General features: G+C 72.0%; 15 protein-coding genes and 1 tRNA gene. 10 read left to right on the top strand and 6 right to left on the bottom strand.

The annotated features are described in order from the left end of the window. Nucleotides 1-100 precede the first annotated feature (100 nt). The 5 genes from BJP40_RS05235 to BJP40_RS05215 form a co-directional block, all read right to left on the bottom strand. Nucleotides 101-310, bottom strand: coding sequence for a hypothetical protein (locus BJP40_RS05235; protein WP_079170934.1), 210 nt, complete (start codon nt 308-310; stop codon nt 101-103). 131 nt (nt 311-441) lie between these two features. Beyond that, nucleotides 442-666: a 50S ribosomal protein L28 gene (rpmB, locus tag BJP40_RS05230; RefSeq protein WP_071278979.1), complete on the bottom strand. Its 225-nt coding sequence runs from the start codon at nt 664-666 to the stop codon at nt 442-444. A 306-nt stretch (nt 667-972) separates the two neighbouring features. Next, nucleotides 973-1,578 (bottom strand): DNA-binding response regulator, encoded by a 606-nt coding sequence (locus BJP40_RS05225; protein ID WP_071278977.1) that lies wholly within the window; start codon nt 1,576-1,578, stop codon nt 973-975. Nucleotides 1,579-1,673: 95 nt separating this feature from the next. Then, on the bottom strand, nt 1,674-3,122 hold the full coding sequence (locus tag BJP40_RS05220; RefSeq protein WP_218153191.1) for an MFS transporter: 1,449 nt from the start codon (nt 3,120-3,122) through the stop codon (nt 1,674-1,676). A gap of 397 nt (nt 3,123-3,519) precedes the next feature. Then, complete coding sequence (locus tag BJP40_RS05215) at nt 3,520-4,479, bottom strand: YafY family protein (protein WP_071278974.1); 960 nt, start codon at nt 4,477-4,479, stop codon at nt 3,520-3,522. A 95-nt stretch (nt 4,480-4,574) separates the two neighbouring features. On the opposite strand from BJP40_RS05215, the gene BJP40_RS05210 reads away from it, so the two are divergent. Continuing rightward, entirely contained in the window at nt 4,575-5,294 is a 720-nt protein-coding gene (locus tag BJP40_RS05210) for an NADPH-dependent F420 reductase (RefSeq protein WP_071278997.1), read from the top strand. A 905-nt stretch (nt 5,295-6,199) separates the two neighbouring features. Here BJP40_RS05210 and BJP40_RS05205 read toward each other — a convergent pair. Next, nucleotides 6,200-6,271 (bottom strand) — tRNA-Arg (locus BJP40_RS05205). Nucleotides 6,272-6,383: 112 nt separating this feature from the next. Here BJP40_RS05205 and BJP40_RS05200 point away from each other — a divergent pair. The 9 genes from BJP40_RS05200 to BJP40_RS05160 all read left to right on the top strand — a co-directional run bounded on the left by BJP40_RS05200 (nt 6,384) and on the right by BJP40_RS05160 (nt 20,026). Beyond that, entirely contained in the window at nt 6,384-6,848 is a 465-nt protein-coding gene (locus BJP40_RS05200; RefSeq protein WP_071263686.1) for a response regulator, read from the top strand. Nucleotides 6,849-7,646: 798 nt separating this feature from the next. After that, on the top strand, nt 7,647-8,906 hold the full coding sequence (gene nrtL / locus BJP40_RS05195; RefSeq protein WP_071278971.1) for an ArgS-related anticodon-binding protein NrtL: 1,260 nt from the start codon (nt 7,647-7,649) through the stop codon (nt 8,904-8,906). A gap of 15 nt (nt 8,907-8,921) precedes the next feature. Continuing rightward, nucleotides 8,922-10,313 carry a diaminopimelate decarboxylase gene (gene lysA / locus BJP40_RS05190; protein WP_071278968.1) on the top strand — a complete coding sequence of 464 codons (1,392 nt, stop codon included), beginning with the start codon at nt 8,922-8,924 and terminating at the stop codon, nt 10,311-10,313. Between the two features lie 106 nt (nt 10,314-10,419). Further along, on the top strand, nt 10,420-11,709 hold the full coding sequence (locus BJP40_RS05185; protein WP_071278994.1) for a homoserine dehydrogenase: 1,290 nt from the start codon (nt 10,420-10,422) through the stop codon (nt 11,707-11,709). A 5-nt stretch (nt 11,710-11,714) separates the two neighbouring features. Continuing rightward, complete coding sequence (gene thrC / locus BJP40_RS05180) at nt 11,715-12,785, top strand: threonine synthase (RefSeq protein WP_071278965.1); 1,071 nt, start codon at nt 11,715-11,717, stop codon at nt 12,783-12,785. 331 nt (nt 12,786-13,116) lie between these two features. Then, nucleotides 13,117-14,034, top strand: coding sequence for a homoserine kinase (thrB, locus tag BJP40_RS05175; protein ID WP_071267020.1), 918 nt, complete (start codon nt 13,117-13,119; stop codon nt 14,032-14,034). Nucleotides 14,035-14,509: 475 nt separating this feature from the next. Beyond that, nucleotides 14,510-16,609, top strand: a complete 2,100-nt coding sequence (gene rho, locus BJP40_RS05170; protein ID WP_071278962.1) for a transcription termination factor Rho — start codon at nt 14,510-14,512, stop codon at nt 16,607-16,609. A gap of 303 nt (nt 16,610-16,912) precedes the next feature. Further along, nucleotides 16,913-18,754, top strand: a complete 1,842-nt coding sequence (locus BJP40_RS05165; RefSeq protein WP_071278960.1) for a trypsin-like serine protease — start codon at nt 16,913-16,915, stop codon at nt 18,752-18,754. Between the two features lie 177 nt (nt 18,755-18,931). Further along, complete coding sequence (locus BJP40_RS05160) at nt 18,932-20,026, top strand: LCP family protein (RefSeq protein WP_071278957.1); 1,095 nt, start codon at nt 18,932-18,934, stop codon at nt 20,024-20,026. The last annotated feature ends 100 nt before the right edge of the window (nt 20,027-20,126 follow it).

Below are 20,126 nucleotides of genomic sequence, written 5' to 3'. Positions count from 1 at the left end.
TCTCGCGGGATCCCTACGAGCGTAGCGGCGGCCCTGGTGTGTGGTGAATGTGGTTTTTGTCCGGAGCCGCCGCTGCGGGTCTTCTGAACAGGCGGCCCCTTCAGTGCTCGGCCCGCAGTCGGCTCAGCAGGCGCGGGCTGTGTCGGCCGTAGTCCGGGTCGTTGAGCGCGGCGTCGACGAAGTCCCGCCGTCGCAGCCGACGTCCCAGACGAGCCTCCAGGCAGCCGACGCAGAGGATGCCGCCCTCCCCCGCGCCGGCGTGCTCCCACACGCTGTCGAGCACCGTGTACCACTCATCGGGTCCGTCCACGGGAGCGGTCGGCAGTCCGCAGTCGTGGCAGGGGAACTCCTCGCGTACGAGACGGCGTTGCCGTGCCCCGAGGACGAAGTGACCCAGAGGAACCCGGACAGGGAGACAGCGGGCCAGCTCGGCCGGAGATGCTATGCGGAGACGCGACGTTCCACCTTGCCCTTCTTGATGCACGACGTGCACACCTTCATACGGACGGGCGTGCCGTCCTTGACGGCCCGGACCGACTGGATGTTCGGGTTGAAGCGGCGGCTCGACCGGCCCCGGACGTGCCGGCTCTGGGCCCGGCTTCCGGAGCGCGCCACACGCTTTCCGAAGCTGGGCTGCTTGTCGCACACATCACATCGACTGGACATCGTGACTCCTGGTCCGCGACGGAAACTCGTCGCCGTTCGTTTCCCGACTGGCGGCGCACTTCGATGGACACTCCGGCCGCTGTATTCGCCACACAGGGGGTAGCCCAGGGGGAAGTCCGTGCCGGGCTCGATTCTTCCCCTCCGGCCCCTTTCCCGCGGCGAGCCCGCATGCCGGGCATTCACCGCCGGAAATGCTCTGAGCTGCACATATAGGTGTTCTCGGGGGTGTGGGTCCTTCGGTGACCGCAGGCTCGTTGCACGGTTTCGCGTGCAGATTGCACGCCTGTCCGGCACGACTCGGCGATGTCAGATCCAGCCGCGGGCGGACGCCGTCCGAATGGCCTCGATGCGATTGCGTGCTCCGATCTTGTGCTTGATGGCGGCGAGGTTGTTGCGGACGGTGCCCGGCGACAGATGGAGCGTCTCGGCGATCTCCTGGGGGGTATGCCCTTTGGACGCCAGCCGCAGAATGCCGATGTCCCGCTCGTTGAGCGGGTTGTCCGGGGTGCGCAGGGCGTCGGTGACGAGCCGGGGGTCCAGGACCGACTCGCCGCGTGCTGCCTTGCGGACGGTGTCCGTCAGCTCCTTGACCGACACCCCCTTGCCGACGAACCCTTCCACCCCCGCGGCCAGAGCGGTTCTGAGCGCGCCGGGGTGCTCCAGAGCGGTCACGAGGACCACGCGGCACGTGGGCAGGGCGGTCTTGAGCCGGGACGCGGCCGAGATCCCGTCCAGGCCGGAGAGGTGGGTGTCGAGCAGTGCCACGTTCGGACGGGTGCGAAGGGCACTGGGCACGATCTCGTCGCCCCGTGCCACCTGCGCGACCACCTGCATGCCCGGCTCGGTTGCGAGCACGACGGACAGCGCTTCGCGGGTCAGGCGCAGGCCGTCGGCGATCAGCACTCGGATCATGGGTCGGTGTTCCTTGTCGAAGAACCTGTGTCGTGGGTCCGCTGCCACCCGGGGAGGGGGACCGGTCGTGGCAGCGGGCCGGGCCGGGAGGCCGGTCAGCTCGTGGGGCGGCGCTTGGGCAGGAGGAACATGAGGGCCCACATCGCCAGCAGGGCGCCGATGACGTACCGGAGGCTCCCGGCGAACGCGGAGGTGACGGCGAGGCCGTGGCTGCCGGCCGGTGCGTTGACGAAGAAGGCCACGCCGGTCAGCGCCGTTCCCAGAGCGATACCGAGCTGGGTGGAGGTGTTGAACACTCCCGATGCGGAGCCGGCGTGCCCGTGGCCGACCCGTCCCAGCGTCATGTCGGCCAGCGCCGCTCCCACCATGCCGAGACCGAGCCCGACCGCGAACAACGGCAGCACCGCCAGGGTCAGAGGCAGGCCGCTGCCGTGCTCCGAGATCAGCCACCCGTACCCGGCCAGCGCGGCGGTGGCCAGCAGGGCTCCCGCCTGCGGCGCGCGCCGTCCCTGACGTCCGGCCAGACCCATCGCCAGCCAGGCACCGCTCATCTCGCCGACGGAGGCCAGCACGAACCCCCATGCGGCCTGACCGGCACTCAGACCGAGGCCGTCCTGCATGAACAGGGTCCACGCCAGGAAGAAGAGACCGGAGAGCAGCCCGAAGACGAGCTGCGCGGCCACACCACCGCTGAAAGCCCTGTCCTTGAACAGTCCGAGGACGACCAGCGGATCGCGGCCCCGTGCGGTCCGGTGCCGCTGCTGAATCACGAAGGCGACCAGAACCGCCACGCCCGCCGCCGACATGAGGAGACTCCAGGCGGGCCAGCCGTGTTCGCCACCGACGGTGAGCGGAAACGCGATGAGCACCAGCCCCACTCCGGACAGCACGATGCCCAGCGGGTCGAGCCTGCGGGCGCTGTCGCCGCGGGATTCGGGGATGTGGCGCAGCCCGAGGAACATCGCAGCCACCCCGAAAGGGAGGTTGATCAGAAAGATCGGTCGCCAGCCGAGACCGAAGAGGTCGGCAGCGGTGACGACGCCTCCCAGAGCCGGGCCGATGACGCTGCCCAGCGACATGACGGTGCCGTACAGGCTGAACGCCTTCGCCCTGGACCCCTGGTCGAACGTGACGTGCAGGGTCGCCAGGACCTGCGGGACCATGACGGCCGCGGCGCCGCCCTGCACGACCCGTGCGGCGATCAGCAGAGTCGGTGTTCCGGCCAGGCCGCAGACCAGAGAGGCGACGGTGAAGACGCCGGTACCGAGGAGGAAGACCCGCTTGCGGCCGAAGAGGTCGCCCAGGCGTCCGCCTGTGATCAGGCCGAGGGCGAAGGTCAACGCGTAGGCGGCGTGAATCCACTGCACCGCGGCGCTGGAGGCGCCGGTGTCGCCCTGGATGGAGGGCAGGGCGGTGTAGACGATCGAGCCGTCGAGGGCGTTCATCAGCTCGGCGACCAGCACCACGATCAACGTGATGGTGCGTGCACGGCCCGGCTCAAGGGCGGCGCGTGGGCGGCTGGAGACAGGAGTGCCGGTGGACACGGAAGTGAAGATCCTGTTCGGACGATGAGGGAGTAGGGGCAAGCCTGGGCAAGCCCGTACGCCTACAGCGCGACAGGAGCGGAAGAGGGTGCGACGAAGCCCAGGCCATCGGGAATACCGCGCCTGAGGCATCGTCGGAGATCCGCCGGAGCGGACAGCCGAAAAACCGCCTCAACAGGAGCGGTTACTGGGCCTGGGAGATAAGTCGTCACCTCGAAACACACGAGACAAGCGCTGGCGCGCTTCACAGTGCTCGCCAGGGTAGAGGAAGCGCCGGCCCGAGCAAACTCCTTTTCTCCGGTGGCAAGGTCGCTGGGGTGCCGTCCCTTCCGCATCCGGCACTGCCCGCCGGGGACAGTGCCGTTCTCGGCGAGGGCGGTACCAGGCGTGCCGGGGATCAGCCCGTGGCGCGCAAGGTGCGGCGGGCCGTGGTGCGAAGGTGATCGAGGACCTCGGGGTCGGCGTCGAGGGCGTAGTCGGCGGGAATGCCGGCCAGGGTACGGGCGATGCGGGTGAGGGAGTCGTCGGAGGCGTCGACGACGCAGCTGGCCGCGTCGACGGGCTGGACGCGGGTGCCCAGGTGCCAGGTGCGGGCGAGGACCTCGCCGGCGGGGGCCAGGACGGTGGCGACGGCGCGGTGGCGGGTGGGGGCGGCGGAGAGACGGGCGGCGACGAAGGCCGAGGGGTCGGCGCCGGGCACCTCGCGGGCCGGGACGCGGTGGCCGGTGAGGGCGAGGCCGGTGATGCGGTCGAGGCGGAAGACACGCCAGTCGTCCTTGCCTGTGTCGTAGGCGAGGAGGTACCACAGCTGGCCGGAAGCGACCAGGTGCTGCGGTTCCACGCGGCGCGGGGCGGCGGCCCCGCCTCGGGTGGTGTAGCCGAAGGTCAGGATCTCGTGGTCACGGCAGGCGGTGGCCAGGGCGCCGAGCAGGCCCGGGTCGGCCCGCGGTCCCCGGTCCTCCCAGGTGATGCCCGCGACGGACGACTGGAGTGCGGTGACCTGGCCGCTCAGGCGGCGGGGGAGGATCTGTTCGAGTTTGGCCAGGGCGCGCAGGGCGGTCTCCTCGATCCCGGTCAGGCCGCAGGCCGCCGTGCGCAGTGCGACGGCGATCGCCACGGCTTCCTCGTCGTCGAGGAGCAGCGGGGGCAGGTCGGTGCCGGCGGCGAGTCGGTAGCCGCCGTAATGGCCGCGGGCGCTGTCGACCGGGTAGCCCAGGTCGCGCAGCCGGTCGACGTCGCGGCGCACGGTGCGCACGGTCACCTGAAGCCGGTCGGCCAGGTCGGCCCCGGACCACTCCCGGTGGCTCTGCAGCAGAGACAGCAGCCGCAGCATCCGAGCCGTCATGTCACTCGTCATACATCCACTCTCACCGAATCAGAGGACAGACCCTGACCTGAAGCCCACCTACGGTGGATTTGTCCGACCCCGGAACCACCATCGGAAGGCACCCCGTGAAGATCGCAGTTCTCGGCACCGGCGGCGGCGCCCGCGCCCACGCGGCCAGGCTCCTGGACCTTGGCCACGACGTGTACGTCGGCACCCGCGACCCCGAGGCCACCCTCGCCCGCACCGAGCCGGACATGATGGGCAACGCCCCGTACGGGCAGTGGCTTGCCGAGCACCCCGGCATCACCCTCAAGTCCTTCGGCGACGCCGCTGCCGCTGCCGACGGCCTGGTCATCAACGGCATCGACGGCCACAACGCCGTCGCCGCGCTGAGCGCCATCGCAGAGCAGCTCGCCGGAAAGGCCCTGATCGACTACGCCGTCCCCTTCGTCTACCAGCACGAGACCGAGCACCCCTGGCCGACCCCGTGGGGCGTCATGCCCAAGCTGGAGCCGTGCGACACCGACAGCCTCGGCGAACAGATCCAGCGAGCCCTGCCCGCCACCAAGGTCGTCAAGAGCTTCGTCACCCAGGAGCAGTCCACCGTCGTCGACCCGAAGGCCATCGGAGGGGGCGACCACACCATGTTCGTCGCCGGCGACGACGCGGAGGCCAAGCAGCAGGCCACCGACCTGCTCAAGGCCTACGGCTGGACCGACATCCTCGACCTCGGCCCCCTGGTGTGCGCCCGCGGCATGGAGATGTACGCCCACATGCACTCCGCCATCGGCTTCGGCCTCGGCCAGCAGTACGGCGGCCACTTCGGCATCAAGGTCGTGCGCTGACCCGAAGCGCCCGCACACGTCTGCCCGATGCCGGCCTGTGACTCGAACCCACACCCACCGCCGGGTCGTCGCCCCCTCCCCACCTCCGACGCCCCTGCCGCGGCCGGCCCCGCTCCGGCCGCGGCGCGCCCCCCTGCGAGGTCATCCCTGAGCGATACCAGCACCAGCCGCCCGGAATCTCTGGACGGCAAGATCCTTTGCCGCGCGATGTGGGCCCGCGACGGCCGCGAACCGGCAGACTTCTGCGCCACCGCACTCGGCACGCGGGTGACCTCGACTACCCCGGCCCGCAGAGCGAGCCCGCCGCCTTCGCCTTCCACGCCGGCGGCCCACTGAATCGTGACCGCACCGCCCCGTAACACCACCGAACAGCGCCGCCCCCGCCTGGCTCGACTGCACCAACACGCCCCACCTGACCTCGATGCCGCCCACACCGCCGCGCTTTTCGACCGCGACGGCAACTCGGCTCCACCACCTGGCGGAACGGCCGCATCATCGGCGCCTGGGCTCAGCACAATTACGGAGATGTCGCGTTCCCGCCGGTTGGGGCCAGGCTGCACCCGCATCGCAAACGGACTGAATAGCGCATAGCGGTCACTGGTGCAACGACCCACCGGACCGCTTACGTTTTCAATGTATCTGGGCAGGTCACGCGTGAATCCAGCACTGCTGAGCGAAGGCGGGGCAAGCGTCGTGGAGGGCCACCGTAGGCGGGGCGGGGCGATGTCGGCGCATTCGGTGCGGCAGTTCAGACCTGCGAGAACCCGTGATCCGGAGACAGCGGCTCTACGTGGCGGTGCCCACGGCAGCCGAAAAGAGCAACGGTCTGTAGACCGTTGACGTTTTGGCATGTACGAGAAAAGCCCTGACCTGCGTTTCCGCTGGTCAGGGTCTCTTTCCGGAAGTGCCCCCGGCAGGATTCGAACCTGCGCACACGGCTCCGGAGGCCGTTGCTCTATCCCCTGAGCTACGGGGGCCTCGTCGCTGCTGCTCGCGGCGACGGGAAGAACACTACCAGCTCTCGGCGGGTGCCTGTGAACAGGTATTTCTCGTGGCCGGGTGGCGTGTGGTCGCCTGGTGGGGGTGGAAGTGGCGAAAACCCGGACGCAGGGGTGGGCGGGGACCTACTCTCTAGTTGTGTCAGGCGCGTCCGGGCGGGTGCTGGTTGTCGACGACAACCGGGTCATCCGGCAGTTGATCAGGGTCAACCTTGAGCTGGAGGGCTTCGAGGTCGTGACCGCGGCCGATGGTGCCGAGTGTCTTGAAGTGGTCCATGACGTACACCCTGACCTCGTGACCCTCGATGTCGTCATGCCCCGGCTGGACGGACTCCGCACCGCCGCCCGGCTGCGCAGCGACGCACGGACGCGGCATGTGCCCGTCGTGCTCATCAGTGCCTGCGCTCAGGACGAGGTGCAGCCCGACGTATGCGTCGACGCCTTCCTCGCCAAGCCCTTCGAGCCCAGCGAGCTCGTGCGCGTCGTCCGCCGACTTGTCACGCCGCCCATGGACGGGTGCCACGGTGCCGGTCGGGCGGGCAGCAGCCGAGGCTGAAGGGCGTCCACCACGCTCACCGCCTACGGGGGCCGCCCGGATCGTCGGGCCGGTGTCGAGGGGGCCAGGCGTCCAGGTGTGGGGCAGAGAGCCCCGGCTCTACGGTTGACCGCCCGGCCTGTACCGGTCGCCCAGTTGCCCAGACATCGGTGGGGGTCGGGATCGGATCGTCGGCATTGCTGGGGGATGCTCCCTGAGCCCTGAGCCCTGAGCCCTGGGCGGCCGCGGGGGCGGCCCACGGTGGTGGCGGCAACGGGGAAGCTTACCCACGGCGCGGCTACGGGGGTGGGGTACCCCGCGAGGGTGAGCCTCGGACGGTGGAGGGGGCGACGCGGGGGCTCGGAACTCCGCCGTAGCGCGGTGTCTGGTGTCGGCCTTGGTGGTATCGGCAGCCGACGTCCAGAGCGGTACCGGCGGCGCGGTGCGGGCTCCGAGGGCGCCGGCAGCGGGGCTCGGGCGCATCGCGGTGCGGCGTCCACAGGGGGCAGAGGTGCCCGCAGGACAGGCGAGGCGGCGGGGTCCAGAGTGTTCGTGTGGCAGGTGCGAGGCGGCGGCGCCCAGGGCGCGTCCCCGCAGCGTTCTGGCGGGGACGCCCACCCGCAGCGCGGCGCCTGCAGGCGGCAGAGGCATCGGCGGCGGGGCCCGCGGGCGTGCCCGCGCGCGGTGGTCGAGGCCCCGGCGGGCAGGTGGCAGCGGCAGGGCGTGAGACGTACCCGCGCCCGGGCGCGGGGCGTGCCGGGTGTTCGTATCGCGGAACCGGTTCGCGTCGCCACCCCCCTCCTCGCCTACGCTTGTCCCGTGACCCCCGCGGACCTCTCCCACACCGTGCTGCACGCCGTGCGCCGCGCGGTGGGCGAGGGTGCGTTGCGGGAGGTCGAGGTGCCGCCGCGCGTGGTCGTCGAGCGGCCGCGGCCCGGCGGCTGCGGGGACTGGGCCACCAACGCCGCGCTGCAGCTCGCCCGCGGCGTCGCGCTGCCGCCCCGGCGGGTCGCCGAGGTGCTGCGGGAGCGGCTGCTGGAGGAGCCGGGCATCGCGCAGGTCGACATCACCGGGCCCGGGTTCCTGAACCTCACGCTCCGTTCCGGCGTCCGCAGCGACGCCGACCGGGTCCTCGTACGCGGGATCCTCGACCAGGGACCCGGCTACGGGCGCGGTGACGCGCTGCGCGACGAGGAACTGCACCTTCTCGGTGCGGAGGACGGCACCGGCCACCGCGACGAGGCGCGTGAGCGGGTCGTCGGGGGCGCGGTCGCCGCGCTCGTGCGGTCGCAGGGCGGGCGCGTCCGGTACGGCGTCCGTGGGGAGCGGCTCGCCGTGCGGGCCGCCCACTACGACGTCTTCGCCGCCCTCGGGCCCGACGCGGGGCGTTGGGCGCTGCTGCGGCCCGCCCGCCACGACCGCGTCCCCGAGCCGGGCGTGCTGCTGCGGCAGACCGAGGACAACCCCTTCTTCCTGGTGCGGTACGCCCACTCCCGAGCCCGCGCCCTGCAGCGCAACGCCCGTGACCTGGGTTTCCGCTCGGTGGACGAGGGGCACGGCGTCGACGACGGTCACGACGGCCTCGACGTGCCCGGCCGCAGCGACGGTCTCGACGTGCACGGCCAAAGAAATCGCCTCGACGTGCACGGCCGAAGCGATCGCCTCGACCTGCACGGCCAGGGCGACGGTCTCGCCGTGCACAGCCGAAGCGACCGCCCCGACGTGCACAGCCGAAGCGACCGCCTCGACCTGCACGGCCGAGGCGACCGCTCCCACGGCGAGGCCGCCGCTCCCCATCCCGCCACGCCGCTTCCCGCCGCCGCCCGTCTCGTCGACGCCCTCGCGGACCACCCCCTCGTGCTCCTCGGTGCCGCCCGGCACCGTGCGCCCGACCGGCTCGCCCGGCATCTGGAGGTCGTCGCCGACGCGTTCCTCGGGTTCCAGCACACCGTGCTGCCCCGCGGGGACCAGAAACCCACGGCCGCCCACCGCTCCCGGCTCGCGCTCGCCGAAGCCGCCGGGACGGTGCTGGCCGGCGGCCTGTCCCTGCTCGGCATCCGCGCCCCCGAACACCTCTGAGGAAGCCAGACAGCCATGAGCCGTTCCGCACACCCCGCCGGGCCCCGCCACGCCGACGTGCTGCCCGAGGGCCACTACAGCCCGCCGCCCGCGGACCTGAACCGTCTCGACGAGAAGGTGTGGGCCAGGACCGTCCGCCGGGCCGAGACCGGGGTCGTCACCGTGGGCGGCCTCGACGTCGCCTCGCTGGCCGAGGAGTTCGGGACGCCCGCGTACGTCCTCGACGAGGACGACTTCCGCGCCCGCTGCCGTGCCTGGGCCGACGCCTTCGGGAAGGACGCCGACGTCTTCTACGCGGGGAAGGCGTTCCTCTCGCGGGCCGTCGTGCGCTGGCTGCGGGAGGAGGGGTTGAACCTGGACGTGTGCTCGGGCGGCGAGCTGGCCACGGCGCTGTCCGCGGGCATGCCGGCGGAGCGCATCGCCTTCCACGGCAACAACAAGAGCATGGACGAGATCCGGCGGGCCGTCGACGCCGGTGTCGGGCGGATCGTGCTGGACTCCTTCCAGGAGATCGTGCGGGTGGCGCACGTCGCCCAGTCCCTCGGCCGCCGCCAGCGCGTGCAGATCCGGGTGACCGTCGGCGTCGAGGCGCACACCCACGAGTTCATCGCGACGGCCCACGAGGACCAGAAGTTCGGCATCGCCCTCGCCGGCGGGCAGGCCGCGGAGGCGGTGCGGCGGGTGCTCCAGCTGGACTCCCTCGAACTGGCGGGCATCCACTCGCACATCGGGTCGCAGATCTTCGACATGGCCGGCTTCGAGGTCGCCGCCCGGCGGGTCGTCTCCCTGCTGGCCCAGGTGCGCGACGAGCACGGCGTCGAGCTGCCCGAGATCGACCTCGGGGGCGGGCTCGGCATCGCGTACACCTCCGACGACGACCCGAGCGAGCCGCACGAGATCGCCAAGGCGCTCGGTGAGATCGTGTCCCGGGAGTGCGAGGCCGCCGGGCTCGCCACGCCCCGGATCTCCGTGGAGCCGGGCCGTGCCATCGTCGGCCCCACGGCGTTCACGCTGTACGAGGTGGGCACCGTGAAGGCGCTGGAGGGGCTGCGCACGTACGTCTCCGTCGACGGCGGCATGTCGGACAACATCCGCACCGCGCTGTACGACGCCGAGTACAGCGTCGCCCTCGTCTCCCGCACCTCCGACGCCGAGCCGATGCTCAGCCGGGTCGTCGGCAAGCACTGCGAGAGCGGCGACATCGTCGTGCGGGACGCCTTCCTGCCGGCGGACATCGCGCCGGGGGACCTCGTCGCCGTGCCGGCGACCGGGGCCTACTGCCGGTCCATGGCCAGCAACTACAACCACGCTCTGCGCCCGCCCGTCATCGCCGTCAAGGACGGCGCGGCGCGGGTGATCGTACGACGGGAGACAGAGGAAGATCTTCTGTCTCTCGATGTCGGCTGATGAAATAGATGTCTCAGGATCCGGACGGGGGATAGAAACTCCCGTCCGGTGAGTGAGACTGGACCACCGTAGAAATACGAAGCAGGAACGGAAACGAGGTCGGATGATGCGTACGCGTCCGCTGAAGGTGGCGCTGCTGGGCTGTGGAGTGGTCGGCTCCGAGGTGGCGCGCATCATGACGACGCACGCCGACGACCTCGCCGCCCGCATCGGCGCGCCCGTCGAGCTCGCCGGCGTCGCCGTGCGCAGGCCCTCCAAGGTCCGCGAGGGCATCGACCCGGAGCTCGTCACCACCGACGCCACGGCCCTCGTCAAACGCGGGGACATCGACGTCGTGGTCGAGGTGATCGGCGGTGTCGAGCCGGCCAGGACGCTCATCACGACCGCGTTCGCGCACGGCGCCTCCGTCGTCTCCGCCAACAAGGCCCTGCTGGCCCAGGACGGCGCCGCCCTGCACGCGGCCGCCGAGGAGCACGGCCGCGACCTTTACTACGAGGCCGCCGTCGCCGGCGCCATCCCGCTCATCCGGCCGCTGCGCGAGTCCCTCGCAGGCGACAAGGTGAACCGGGTGCTCGGCATCGTGAACGGCACCACCAACTTCATCCTCGACAAGATGGACACCTCCGGCGCGGGCTACTCCGAGGCCCTCGACGAGGCCACCGCGCTCGGGTACGCCGAAGCCGACCCGACCGCCGACGTCGAGGGCTTCGACGCCGCCGCCAAGGCCGCGATCCTCGCCGGCATCGCCTTCCACACGCGCGTACGCCTCGACGACGTCTACCGCGAGGGCATGACCGAGGTGACCGCCGCCGACTTCGCCTCCGCGAAGCGCATGGGCTGCACCATCAAGCTGCTCGCCATCTGCGAGCGCGCCGCCGACGGCGGGTCCGTCACCGCGCGCGTGCACCCCGCGATGATCCCCCTCAGCCACCCGCTGGCCTCCGTGCGCGGCGCCTACAACGCCGTGTTCGTCGAGTCCGAGGCCGCCGGGCAGCTCATGTTCTACGGCCCGGGTGCCGGCGGCTCGCCGACCGCCTCGGCCGTGCTCGGCGACCTCGTCGCCGTGTGCCGCAACCGCCTCAACGACGCGACGGGACCCGGCGACTCCGCGTACACCCAGCTGCCCGTGAGCGCCATGGGCGAAGTCGTCACGCGGTACCACATCAGCCTCGACGTGGCCGACAAGCCGGGCGTCCTCGCCCAGGTCGCCACCGTCTTCGCTGAGCACGGGGTGTCGATCGACACCGTCACCCAGCAGGGCAAGGACGGTGAGGCGTCCCTCGTCGTCGTCACCCACCGCGCGCCCGACGCGGCCCTCTCCGGGACCGTCGAGGCTCTGCGCCAGCTCGACACCGTGCGCGGTGTCGCCAGCATCATGCGTGTTGAAGGGGAGTAGGACCCATGACCAGCAACGGCACCCACCAGTGGCGCGGCATCATCGAGGAGTACCGGGACCGCCTTCCGGTCACGGACACCACGCCGGTCGTGACGCTGCGTGAGGGCGGTACGCCGCTCGTCCCGGCCCAGGTCCTCTCCGAGCGCACCGGCTGCGACGTCCACCTGAAGGTCGAGGGCGCCAACCCCACCGGGTCCTTCAAGGACCGCGGGATGACGATGGCCATCACCAGGGCCAAGGAGGAGGGCGCCAAGGCCGTCATCTGCGCCTCCACCGGCAACACCTCGGCGTCCGCGGCCGCTTACGCGGTGCGGGCCGGGATGGTCTCCGCGGTGCTCGTGCCGCAGGGCAAGATCGCGCTCGGCAAGATGGGCCAGGCCCTCGTCCACGGCGCGAAGATCCTCCAGGTGGACGGGAACTTCGACGACTGCCTGACGCTGGCGCGCGCCCTGTCCGACAACTACCCGGTGGCGCTGGTCAATTCCGTCAACCCGGTGCGCATCGAGGGTCAGAAGACCGCCGCGTTCGAGATCGTGGACATGCTCGGCGACGCCCCCGACATCCACGTCCTGCCGGTCGGCAACGCCGGCAACATCACCGCGTACTGGAAGGGCTACCGCGAGTACGCGGCCGACGGCGCAGCCACCCGCACCCCGCGCATGTGGGGCTTCCAGGCCTCCGGCTCCGCGCCCCTGGTGCGGGGCGAGGTCGTCAAGGACCCGTCCACCATCGCCACCGCCATCCGCATCGGCAACCCGGCCTCCTGGGACTACGCCCTGGCCGCCCGCGACGAGTCCGGCGGCTTCATCGACGAGGTGACGGACCGTGAGATCCTGCGTGCCTACCGGCTGTTGGCCGCGCAGGAGGGCGTCTTCGTCGAGCCCGCGTCCGCCGCGTCCGTCGCCGGCCTGCTGAAGGCCGCCGAGCAGGGCAAGGTCGACCCGGGCCAGACCATCGTCTGCACGGTGACCGGGAACGGGCTGAAGGACCCGGACTGGGCCGTCGCCGGCGCACCGCAGCCCGTCACCGTCCCGGTCGACGCCGCGGCCGCCGCGGAGCGCCTCGGCCTCGCCTGAGAGCCGGCGCGGGCCGGCTCCCGGCCGCGTCCCGCGCCCGCCCGGACCCCGAACCCGCCGCAGGAGCACGGGAAGGCACGCGACACGCATCGTGCGCCTCCTGTGCGCCCTATGTCGCGGCAGAACCTTCCTTCGATAGGCTGTACCGAGCCCACCGCGCCGCCCATGCGCGGGTGACGGCGCTTTCCGCGACGCCGATGCCGCCCACGGCCCCTCCCAGGCCGCCACCGGGCCTCGTGCGCCGGCCGGAAGTCCGAGAGACCCCACCCCCCGCCCATTCCCGCCCCGCAGGTCACCCCCGCAGGTCCAGATCAAGGAGAGTCAACGAGCGATGGCCGGTCCCGCGTTCCGCGCCGCCGCCGTCCGGGTGCGCGTCCCCGCCACCAGCGCCAACCTCGGCCCCGGCTTCGACGCCCTCGGCCTGGCCCTGGGGCTGTACGACGACGTCGTCGTCCGGGTCGCCGACTCCGGGCTGCACATCGACATCGCCGGTGAGGGCGCCGACACCCTGCCGCGCGACGAGAGCCACCTCCTCGTACGGTCCCTGCGCACCGCCTTCGACCTGCTCGGCGGCCAGCCCCGCGGCCTCGAGGTCGTCTGCGCCAACCGCATCCCGCACGGCCGCGGGCTCGGCTCCTCCTCCGCCGCCATCTGCGCCGGCATCGTCGCCGCCCGCGCCGTGACCATAGGCGGCGAGAGCAGGCTCGACGACGCCGCGCTGCTGGAGCTCGCCACCGAGATCGAGGGCCACCCCGACAACGTCGCCGCCTGCCTGCTCGGCGGCTTCACCGCGGCGTGGACCGAGAACGGCGCAGCGCGCGCCATCAGGATGGAGCCCTCGCATTCCATCGTTCCGGTGGTTTTCGTACCCGGAAAGCCGGTACTCACAGAAACAGCGAGGGGACTGCTGCCCCGCACCGTCCCCCATGTGGACGCCGCGGCCAACGCGGGCCGCGCCGCACTGCTCGTCGAGGCCCTCACCCGGCGCCCCGAGCTGCTGCTCGCCGCGACGGAGGACCGCCTCCACCAGGAGTACCGGGCACCGGCGATGCCGGAGAGCATCGCCCTCGTGAACCGACTGCGGGCCGACGGCGTGCCCGCGGTCATCTCCGGTGCGGGCCCGACGGTGCTCGCACTGGCCGAGGACGGCGCGGCGGAGAAGGTCGCGCTGCTGGCGGGAGAGGGCTGGGCCGCGAACCGGCTCGGTCTCGACACCGCCGGAGCGAGCGTGCTGCCGCTCACCGCCTAGAGAACCGCGGCAGCGCACCAGGTCGGCGCGTGGACGCACAACACCGCCAGACGCCCGCCCGGCGGGTCCCCGGTCCGGGGAACGCCGGGAACAACGGATTGCCGGTGTGGGAGAGGGGGAATGTTTGTTGGAGCCGGTAGTGTTAACCTCAAGTCTGCACCCGACGTCTTTCAGGCGCGGTGCTGCGTGTCCCCGTCAGGGACCACCATTCTTCCGGGAGCCTCCTCCCCAACTGCCTGAGCAGCCTGCCTGAGCAGTTTCGAGCACGCTCCGGAACCGGCGCGCGTCACCCCTCGCTTCTCCCGGGAAGAGGGCCGAGCAGGGGGCCTCGGGTCGGACCACGCACGTCATCTCTCCTCCCGCCGCACCCGGCGGGACCACCGCCCCGGCACGGTCGACATCAGGGACCGAGGCCGGACAGCACAACCGGTCGCCGAGCCAGAAGGCCGACGTCCGCTCCAGGGAAGGACCCTTCGTGAGCGACACCACCGATCTGATGGGCGTGACTGCCGACAAGTCTGTCGACACCCCCGCGCCCGCCGCGGGTGCTGCCTCCGGCACCACCACACGGCGCCGCCGCTCCGGCACCGGCCTCGAAGGCATGGTCCTGGCCGAGCTGCAGCAGGTCGCGTCCGGCCTCGGCATCAGGGGCACCGCGCGCATGCGCAAGAGCCAGCTGATCGAGGTCATCAAGGAGGCGCAGGCCGCCGGCGGCGCACCTGCCGCCAAGAGCGCCGACGCAGCCGAGGCCAAGCCGAAGCGCCGCACCACCTCCCGTACCCGTACGGGCGACGAGGCCGGCGCGAAGACCGGCGAGGCGGCCGACAGCCCGGCCAAGGCGGCGAAGGCCGAGAAGGCCGACAAGGCTGAGAAGGCCGAGAAGGCTGAGAAGGCCGAGAAGGCCGAGAGCGCCTCCCAGGCCGACCAGGGCGTCCAGCAGCACATCGACATCCCCGGCCAGCCCACCAAGGCCGCTGCCCGTGAGCAGCAGCACGCGGCCGACGAGGCCGCCGGTGCCCGCCGCCGACGCCGGGCCACCGCGCCCGGCGGCAGCCCCGACGGCGCCGAGGCGACCGCCGAGGCCCGCGGCGACGTCCGTACGGACACCCGCACCGAGGGCAAGCCCGAGGCGCAGTCCGAGGGCAAGGCCGCGGAGGGCGCCGTCGAGACCGCCGAGGGCGGCCGTCGTGAGCGCCGCGACCGCCGCGACCGCCAGCGGGACCGTGACCGGGACCGCGACCGCCGCGACCGCAAGGGCGACGACCAGCAGGGCGGCGGCCAGCGCCAGCAGGCCCAGCAGGGCGGCCAGGCCGGGCCGCAGGGCGACGACGACTTCGACGGCGGACGCCGTGGGCGCCGCGGACGCTACCGCGACCGCCGTGGCCGCCGCGGCCGCGACGAGTTCGGCGCCGGCGAGCCGCAGGTCTCCGAGGACGATGTCCTGATCCCCGTCGCGGGCATCCTCGACATCCTCGACAACTACGCGTTCATCCGGACCTCCGGCTACCTGCCGGGCCCGAACGACGTGTACGTGTCGCTCGCCCAGGTCCGCAAGTACGGGCTGCGCAAGGGCGACCACATCACGGGCGCCGTGCGCCAGCCCAAGGAGGGCGAGCGCCGCGAGAAGTTCAACGCGCTGGTCCGCCTCGACTCGGCCAACGGCATGGCCGCCGACTCCGGACGCGGCCGCCCCGAGTTCAACAAGCTCACCCCGCTGTACCCGCAGGACCGGCTCCGCCTGGAGACCGACCCGGGCGTGCTGACCACGCGGATCATCGACCTCGTGTCGCCGATCGGCAAGGGCCAGCGCGGTCTGATCGTGGCCCCGCCGAAGACCGGCAAGACCATGATCATGCAGGCGATCGCCAACGCGATCACCCACAACAACCCCGAGTGCCACCTGATGGTCGTCCTCGTCGACGAGCGTCCGGAAGAGGTCACCGACATGCAGCGGTCGGTGAAGGGCGAGGTCATCTCCTCGACCTTCGACCGCCCGGCCGAGGACCACACCACCGTCGCCGAGCTGGCCATCGAGCGCGCCAAGCGCCTCGTGGAGCTGGGTCACGACGTGGTCGTCCTGCTGGACTCCATCACCCGCCTGGGCCGCGCGTACAACCTCGCCGCCCCCGCCTCCGGCCGCATCCTGTCCGGTGGTGTCGACTCGACCGCGCTGTACCCGCCGAAGCGCTTCTTCGGTGCCGCGCGGAACATCGAGGACGGCGGCTCGCTGACCATCCTCGCCACCGCGCTGGTCGACACCGGCTCGCGCATGGACGAGGTGATCTTCGAGGAGTTCAAGGGCACCGGCAACATGGAGCTCAAGCTCGACCGGAAGCTCGCCGACAAGCGCATCTTCCCCGCGGTGGACGTCGACGCGTCCGGCACCCGCAAGGAGGAGATCCTGCTCGGCAGCGACGAGCTCGCCATCGTGTGGAAGCTGCGCCGGGTGCTGCACGCCCTCGACCAGCAGCAGGCGGTCGAGCTGCTCCTCGACAAGATGAAGCAGCACAAGTCGAACGCCGAGTTCCTGATGCAGATCCAGAAGACGACGCCGTCCTCGGGCAACAACGACTGACGAGCGACAACGGCCGGCGGTCCGCACCGCCGGCCGACGCCTTGACCACTGCGCCCCGTCGGATTCCGACGGGGCGCAGTGGTCTGTGTGCAACCTGTGTAAGATCAGGCCACCAGGTGGGGGGGAACGCATTTTCTATGCGCCTGCCGTCCCCGCGGGCCGGAACGTCTCCGTGCGGCTCGTGGCGCGCTGCTGTGCACTCGCGGCGCACGGCGGGTGACGACTGCCTCTTCTCTCCCCCACTTCCTTGCGGTGCGGCGCCCTGCCACGGGCGCCGCACGTCCACCACGATGGGGGTAGTGAGTGTCATCTCCCCGGCCGAGGACCCGATTCGTCCTCCCGGCGCTCTTCACCGCACTCGCGGTCGGCGGCGCCGGTCTGTCCGCGTCACCCGCCTACGCGGCCGACGAGCCGCACCAGCCCGGGAAGCGGCAGGCCCTGACGGTGCCGTCCAGCACCGAGATCGCCGCCCAGGCGAAGCAGTTCCTGAAGCAGGAAGCCGATAAGGAGGCAGCCGCCTCCACCGGCGGCCGCTCGGCGGACGGCGCGCGCAGCGCCGCCCCCTCCCCGGCCGACGAGCAGCCGCCCGCCGCGGCCTCCCCGTCGCCGTCCGACTCCACCACCGCCGACCCGAAGGTCATCGGGGGCGTTGACGCCCCGTTCGGCGAGGCGCCGTGGATGACGCAGCTGTACGGCTACGACCCGGCCACCGGGGACGGCTTCTTCTGCGGCGGCGTGCTGATCAGCCCCGCCAAGGTCCTCACCGCCGCGCACTGCGTCGCCGGCGTCGACTGGACCCAGCAGGGCTTCGCCGTCGCCGGTGCCACCCAGGCCGTGTCCGACGGGGTCGGCGGCGAGCCGAACTGGCACGGCGGCACGCCGGCCCTGGTCAAGCGTCAGTGGGTCCACCCGTCCTACGACGGCGACATCCGCAACGACATCGCCGTGCTCACGCTCGACCGGCCCATGCCGCACAAGACGCTGCGGACCGTGACGCCCAACGACACGGTTTCGTACGCCCCGGGCACCGCCGCCACCGTCTACGGCTGGGGCCGCACCAGCGGCATCCCCGGCTCCGACGGCTCGCAGACCCTCAAGCGGGCCACCCTGCCCATCCAGGCCGACTCCGCCTGCACCAGCTTCCCGGCCGGCGCCGCCAACTTCGTTCCCGGCGAGATGTTCTGCGCCGGCGAGCCCGCGGGCGGCACCGACGCCACCACGGTCAGCCCGTGCAACGGCGACTCCGGAGGCCCGCTCATCGTGGGCGGCCGCATCGCCGGCATCGTGTCGTGGGGCGTGCAGGACTGCATCGAGGCCGGTGCGTACAGCATGTACGCCAAGGTCTCGACCTTCGCCGGTGCCATCGGCCAGCGGGCCGACGACGCGAACTTCACCGACGACGACAAGGCCGACATCTTCGCCGTCCGCAAGGACAACGCGGAGGGCTACACCTACGCCTCGCAGGGCACCAGCCTGGGCGCCAGCGACTTCGCGGGCTTCTGGGACGGCGTCGACCTGGTCCGCCAGGCCGACCTCAACGCCGACGCCAACCAGGACTTCGTCTTCCGCTCCGGCGGAGACCTGTACTGGGCCCGCTGGCAGTGGGACGCCGGGCAGGAGGTCTACGACTGGGCGGAGACCCGGATCGGCTCCGGCTGGAGCGGCTTCCGCGCCATCCTCGTCCCCGGCGACGTCAGTGGTGACGGCTGGTCCGACCTGGTCACCGTCGACTCCGCGGGTGCCCTGTGGGTCTACCCCGGGCGCGGAGACGGCACCTTCATGAGCCGTATCCAGGGTGGTTCGGGCTGGACCGGCTACACGATCGCCGGCCACGGCGACTACACGAGCGACGGCGTCCCCGACGTCCTCGCCCGTGACGCCCAGGGCCGCATGTGGCTGTACGTCGGCCGCGGCGTGGCCAACGCGCCGCTGAGCAACCAGCGCGTGCAGATCGGCACGGGCTGGAACTTCACCGCGTACGTCGGCCCCGGCGACGTCACCGGCGACGGCGCGTCCGACATGGTCGTGCGCGACGGCGACGGCAAGCTGTACCTGTACCCGAGCCGCAACTCGCCCACGCAGCCGTTCCGCAGCCGCTACACGATCGGCAGCAGCGGCTGGAACGCCTTCAACATCCTCACCTGACCGGCTCCGGGTACGGCGACCGGCGGCGGCGCCGGTCGCACGACCCGGTCCCGTGAGCGCCCGTACGCGCCCTGTGCCCACTGTGCCCCCGCACAGTGGGCACAGGGCGTCCCGTGCAACCCTTTGCGCCCCCCGGCCGTCTGACCTGGAGCCGGAGCGGCAGAAACCGAGGAGACCATGGGCGAACAGGGCACGGGCGGCCGAATAGACGGGACGGGCCGCCGTCACGAGGAGCCCGCGGCGCGGCGGCGCGGACGCAACGCCGCCACGTGGACCGCGATCGGTCTGCTCCTCGCCGGAGCCGCCGCGCTCGGTGCGGCGTACCTCACACTCGACGGGAACATCCGCACCGTCGACATCAACACCCAGCTCGGTGACGACCGGCCGAAGAACGTCGACGACGGCTCCCTGGACATCCTCGTCCTCGGGTCCGACTCCCGCGCCGGCGACAACTCCGCGTACGGCCGCGACGACGGCGGCTCCTCCCGCTCCGACACGGCGATGGTCGTGCACCTCCACGAGGGCCGCACGGCGGCCAGTGTCGTGTCCATCCCGCGGGACACGCTCATCACCCGCCCCGAGTGCACCGACCGGGACGGCGAACCGGTCCCCGCGGCCTACCGCGCCATGTTCAACACCGCCTACGAGGTCGGCGGGCCGGCCTGCGCCGTGAAGACGGTCGAGCAGATCTCGGGCATCCGCATGGACCACTACGTCGAGGTCGACTTCACCGGTTTCCGGAAGCTCATCGACGAGCTCGGCGGCGTCGAGGTCACCACGACGCAGCCCATCAGGGACGGCAGCAGCCACCTGGACCTGCCCGCGGGCACGCACACCCTGGACGGCGAGCAGTCCCTCGCGCTGGTCCGCACCCGCAAGGGCGTCGGCGAGGGCAGCGACCTCGGCCGCATCCAGCTGCAGCACGCCTTCATCAAGGCCCTCATGGAGCAGGTGAAGCAGGTGGGCGTCTTCACCAGCCCCACCCGGCTGTGGGGGCTCGCCGACGCCGCGACGAAGGCCGTCAAGCCGGATTCGGGGCTCGACAGCGTCTCGGAACTGGTGGAGTTCGCCAGCGGGCTGGCGGAACTCGACGCGGACCAGGTGCAGATGATCACCCTGCCCGTGGTGTACGACACGGTCGACCGCAACAGGGTCGTGCCGGTCGAGACCCAGGCGCAGCAGGTGTGGTCGGCGCTGCGGCTCGACCAGCCGATCCCGGCGGAGGCCACGAAGGACACGGCGACAGGCAGCGCTGAGGGCGTCGTCCGCTGATCGTCCCGGCCCGGCGGACCCACCACCCCTGCGGGGCCGGCACCCAGGCGCCGCGGCTCCGCACGCCCCTCCGCGCCCGCGGCCTCCGCGGCCCCGCCGG

It is taken from the genome of Streptomyces sp. CC53 (assembly GCF_001865245.1).
In the GTDB taxonomy this organism is placed as follows: domain Bacteria; phylum Actinomycetota; class Actinomycetes; order Streptomycetales; family Streptomycetaceae; genus Streptomyces.
This window is presented reverse-complemented; position numbering and strand designations above follow the sequence as displayed.